Annotated in this window: 2 tRNA genes and 3 rRNA genes; all 5 read right to left on the reverse strand. The window is 51.4% G+C overall.

Going from position 1 to position 5388, the window contains the following annotated elements:
- Positions 1-49: 49 nt before the first annotated feature.
- A 5S ribosomal RNA gene (gene rrf / locus MF6396_RS27640) occupies positions 50-165 on the reverse strand.
- Positions 166-303: 138 nt separating this feature from the next.
- Positions 304-3194, reverse strand: a 23S ribosomal RNA gene (locus MF6396_RS27645).
- A 224-nt stretch (positions 3195-3418) separates the two neighbouring features.
- Positions 3419-3494 (reverse strand) — tRNA-Ala (locus MF6396_RS27650).
- Positions 3495-3501: 7 nt separating this feature from the next.
- Positions 3502-3578: transfer RNA gene (locus tag MF6396_RS27655), tRNA-Ile, on the reverse strand.
- Between the two features lie 84 nt (positions 3579-3662).
- Positions 3663-5199 (reverse strand): 16S ribosomal RNA (locus tag MF6396_RS27660).
- Together the 16S, 23S and 5S rRNA genes with 2 tRNA genes alongside form the textbook arrangement of a ribosomal RNA operon.
- Positions 5200-5388: the final 189 nt, after the last annotated feature.

Consider the following 5388-nt stretch of genomic DNA (forward strand, 5'->3'; position numbering starts at 1 on the left):
AAAGACAAAACCCCTACCTGCAGATGCAGATAGGGGTTTCGGAATTTAATCTTGACGATGACCTACTCTCACATGGGGAAACCCCACACTACCATCGGCGATGCATCGTTTCACTACTGAGTTCGGGATGGGATCAGGTGGTTCCAATGCTCTATGGTCGTCAAGAAATTCTGTTGCCAGAAGGTCTTGTTCAGACACTCCAGCGAATCGGGTATGTGATGTTCGTGAGTTACAAATCTTCGGCTTACTGTGTCTTCACAACACCGCAATCTGGTCGTTCGACGCAAATTGCTTGGGTGTTATATGGTCAAGCCTCACGGGCAATTAGTATTGGTTAGCTCAACGCCTCACAGCGCTTACACACCCAACCTATCAACGTCGTAGTCTTCGACGGCCCTTCAGGGAGCTCAAGGCTCCAGTGAGATCTCATCTTGAGGCAAGTTTCCCGCTTAGATGCTTTCAGCGGTTATCTCTTCCGAACATAGCTACCCGGCAATGCCACTGGCGTGACAACCGGAACACCAGAGGTTCGTCCACTCCGGTCCTCTCGTACTAGGAGCAGCCCCTCTCAAATCTCAAACGTCCACGGCAGATAGGGACCGAACTGTCTCACGACGTTCTAAACCCAGCTCGCGTACCACTTTAAATGGCGAACAGCCATACCCTTGGGACCGGCTTCAGCCCCAGGATGTGATGAGCCGACATCGAGGTGCCAAACACCGCCGTCGATATGAACTCTTGGGCGGTATCAGCCTGTTATCCCCGGAGTACCTTTTATCCGTTGAGCGATGGCCCTTCCATACAGAACCACCGGATCACTAAGACCTACTTTCGTACCTGCTCGACGTGTCTGTCTCGCAGTCAAGCGCGCTTTTGCCTTTATACTCTACGACCGATTTCCGACCGGTCTGAGCGCACCTTCGTACTCCTCCGTTACTCTTTAGGAGGAGACCGCCCCAGTCAAACTACCCACCATACACTGTCCTCGATCCGGATAACGGACCTGAGTTAGAACCTCAAAGTTGCCAGGGTGGTATTTCAAGGATGGCTCCACGCAGACTGGCGTCCACGCTTCAAAGCCTCCCACCTATCCTACACAAGCAAATTCAAAGTCCAGTGCAAAGCTATAGTAAAGGTTCACGGGGTCTTTCCGTCTAGCCGCGGATACACTGCATCTTCACAGCGATTTCAATTTCACTGAGTCTCGGGTGGAGACAGCGCCGCCATCGTTACGCCATTCGTGCAGGTCGGAACTTACCCGACAAGGAATTTCGCTACCTTAGGACCGTTATAGTTACGGCCGCCGTTTACCGGGGCTTCGATCAAGAGCTTCGCGTTAGCTAACCCCATCAATTAACCTTCCGGCACCGGGCAGGCGTCACACCCTATACGTCCACTTTCGTGTTTGCAGAGTGCTGTGTTTTTAATAAACAGTCGCAGCGGCCTGGTATCTTCGACCGGCATGAGCTTACGGAGCAAGTCCTTCACCCTCACCGGCGCACCTTCTCCCGAAGTTACGGTGCCATTTTGCCTAGTTCCTTCACCCGAGTTCTCTCAAGCGCCTTGGTATTCTCTACCCAACCACCTGTGTCGGTTTGGGGTACGGTTCCTGGTTACCTGAAGCTTAGAAGCTTTTCTTGGAAGCATGGCATCAACCACTTCGTCGCCTAATGGCAACTCGTCATCAGCTCTCGGCCTTAAGATCCCGGATTTACCTAAGATCTCAGCCTACCACCTTAAACTTGGACAACCAACGCCAAGCTGGCCTAGCCTTCTCCGTCCCTCCATCGCAATAACCAGAAGTACAGGAATATTAACCTGTTTTCCATCGACTACGCTTTTCAGCCTCGCCTTAGGGACCGACTAACCCTGCGTCGATTAACGTTGCGCAGGAAACCTTGGTCTTTCGGCGTGGGAGTTTTTCACTCCCATTGTCGTTACTCATGTCAGCATTCGCACTTCTGATACCTCCAGCAAGCTTCTCAACTCACCTTCACAGGCTTACAGAACGCTCCTCTACCGCATCACCTAAGTGATACCCGTAGCTTCGGTGTATGGTTTGAGCCCCGTTACATCTTCCGCGCAGGCCGACTCGACTAGTGAGCTATTACGCTTTCTTTAAAGGGTGGCTGCTTCTAAGCCAACCTCCTAGCTGTCTAAGCCTTCCCACATCGTTTCCCACTTAACCATAACTTTGGGACCTTAGCTGACGGTCTGGGTTGTTTCCCTTTTCACGACGGACGTTAGCACCCGCCGTGTGTCTCCCATGCTCGGCACTTGTAGGTATTCGGAGTTTGCATCGGTTTGGTAAGTCGGGATGACCCCCTAGCCGAAACAGTGCTCTACCCCCTACAGTGATACATGAGGCGCTACCTAAATAGCTTTCGAGGAGAACCAGCTATCTCCGAGCTTGATTAGCCTTTCACTCCGATCCACAGGTCATCCGCTAACTTTTCAACGGTAGTCGGTTCGGTCCTCCAGTCAGTGTTACCTAACCTTCAACCTGCCCATGGATAGATCGCCCGGTTTCGGGTCTATACCCAGCGACTAAACGCCCTATTAAGACTCGCTTTCGCTACGCCTCCCCTATTCGGTTAAGCTCGCCACTGAATATAAGTCGCTGACCCATTATACAAAAGGTACGCAGTCACCTAACAAAGTAGGCTCCCACTGCTTGTACGCATACGGTTTCAGGATCTATTTCACTCCCCTCTCCGGGGTTCTTTTCGCCTTTCCCTCACGGTACTGGTTCACTATCGGTCAGTCAGTAGTATTTAGCCTTGGAGGATGGTCCCCCCATATTCAGACAAAGTTTCTCGTGCTCCGTCCTACTCGATTTCATGACTAAGAGATTTTCGCGTACAGGGCTATCACCCACTATGGCCGCACTTTCCAGAGCGTTCCGCTAATCTCAAAGCCACTTAAGGGCTAGTCCCCGTTCGCTCGCCACTACTAAGGGAATCTCGGTTGATTTCTTTTCCTCAGGGTACTTAGATGTTTCAGTTCCCCTGGTTCGCCTCTTGCACCTATGTATTCAGTACAAGATACCTGACTTATGCCAGGTGGGTTCCCCCATTCAGAGATCTCCGGATCAAAGTCTGTTTGCCGACTCCCCGAAGCTTATCGCAGGCTACCACGTCTTTCATCGCCTCTGACTGCCAAGGCATCCACCGTATGCGCTTCTTCACTTGACCATATAACCCCAAGCAATCTGGTTATACTGTGAAGACAACATTCGCCGAAAACTTGTAATTACTCACAAATTTTACCTTAGCCTGAACACACACCAGTGAAAGTGCTGTCCAGTCTATCTTTCTATCACATACCCAAATTTTTAAAGAACGATTCTGATAAAGTTCAGAAATCAATATTCGACGCGAATATTCATTTCTAAGCTTTGACAAACTAGCAAGCGGGGTGGTGGAGCCAAGCGGGATCGAACCGCTGACCTCCTGCGTGCAAGGCAGGCGCTCTCCCAGCTGAGCTATGGCCCCAGCAAATTGGTGGGTCTGGGCAGATTCGAACTGCCGACCTCACCCTTATCAGGGGTGCGCTCTAACCAACTGAGCTACAGACCCAATCGAAGGTTGCTAACCTAATCGTCTTCTTCAATGAATCAAGCAATTCGTGTGGGAGCTTATGAGACAGCTGATGTCGTCGATTAAGGAGGTGATCCAGCCGCAGGTTCCCCTACGGCTACCTTGTTACGACTTCACCCCAGTCATGAATCACACCGTGGTAACCGTCCTCCCGAAGGTTAGACTAGCTACTTCTGGTGCAACCCACTCCCATGGTGTGACGGGCGGTGTGTACAAGGCCCGGGAACGTATTCACCGCGACATTCTGATTCGCGATTACTAGCGATTCCGACTTCACGCAGTCGAGTTGCAGACTGCGATCCGGACTACGATCGGTTTTGTGAGATTAGCTCCACCTCGCGGCTTGGCGACCCTCTGTACCGACCATTGTAGCACGTGTGTAGCCCAGGCCGTAAGGGCCATGATGACTTGACGTCATCCCCACCTTCCTCCGGTTTGTCACCGGCAGTCTCCTTAGAGTGCCCACCATAACGTGCTGGTAACTAAGGACAAGGGTTGCGCTCGTTACGGGACTTAACCCAACATCTCACGACACGAGCTGACGACAGCCATGCAGCACCTGTCTCAATGTTCCCGAAGGCACCAATCCATCTCTGGAAAGTTCATTGGATGTCAAGGCCTGGTAAGGTTCTTCGCGTTGCTTCGAATTAAACCACATGCTCCACCGCTTGTGCGGGCCCCCGTCAATTCATTTGAGTTTTAACCTTGCGGCCGTACTCCCCAGGCGGTCAACTTAATGCGTTAGCTGCGCCACTAAAATCTCAAGGATTCCAACGGCTAGTTGACATCGTTTACGGCGTGGACTACCAGGGTATCTAATCCTGTTTGCTCCCCACGCTTTCGCACCTCAGTGTCAGTATGAGCCCAGGTGGTCGCCTTCGCCACTGGTGTTCCTTCCTATATCTACGCATTTCACCGCTACACAGGAAATTCCACCACCCTCTGCCCTACTCTAGCTCGCCAGTTTTGGATGCAGTTCCCAGGTTGAGCCCGGGGATTTCACATCCAACTTAACGAACCACCTACGCGCGCTTTACGCCCAGTAATTCCGATTAACGCTTGCACCCTCTGTATTACCGCGGCTGCTGGCACAGAGTTAGCCGGTGCTTATTCTGTCGGTAACGTCAAAACAGCAAGGTATTCGCTTACTGCCCTTCCTCCCAACTTAAAGTGCTTTACAATCCGAAGACCTTCTTCACACACGCGGCATGGCTGGATCAGGCTTTCGCCCATTGTCCAATATTCCCCACTGCTGCCTCCCGTAGGAGTCTGGACCGTGTCTCAGTTCCAGTGTGACTGATCATCCTCTCAGACCAGTTACGGATCGTAGCCTTGGTGAGCCATTACCTCACCAACTAGCTAATCCGACCTAGGCTCATCTGATAGCGCAAGGCCCGAAGGTCCCCTGCTTTCTCCCGTAGGACGTATGCGGTATTAGCGTTCCTTTCGAAACGTTGTCCCCCACTACCAGGCAGATTCCTAGGTATTACTCACCCGTCCGCCGCTGAATCGAAGAGCAAGCTCTTCTCATCCGCTCGACTTGCATGTGTTAGGCCTGCCGCCAGCGTTCAATCTGAGCCATGATCAAACTCTTCAGTTCAATACTGCTTGGGTTTTGAGAAAACCCTAAACTTGGCTCAGCATTCTCAAATGACTTACTTTCAAATCTTTCGATTTTCGTGCAGTCACTTGTGATGCTGATAATCTTTCTGACTATCAGTCTGAGCTCACAAGCACCCACACGAATTGCTTGATTCAGTTGTTAAAGAGCGGTTGGTCAAGAACTTTT

It is taken from the genome of Pseudomonas sp. MF6396 (genome assembly GCF_002018915.1).
GTDB lineage: Bacteria > Pseudomonadota > Gammaproteobacteria > Pseudomonadales > Pseudomonadaceae > Aquipseudomonas > Aquipseudomonas palmensis.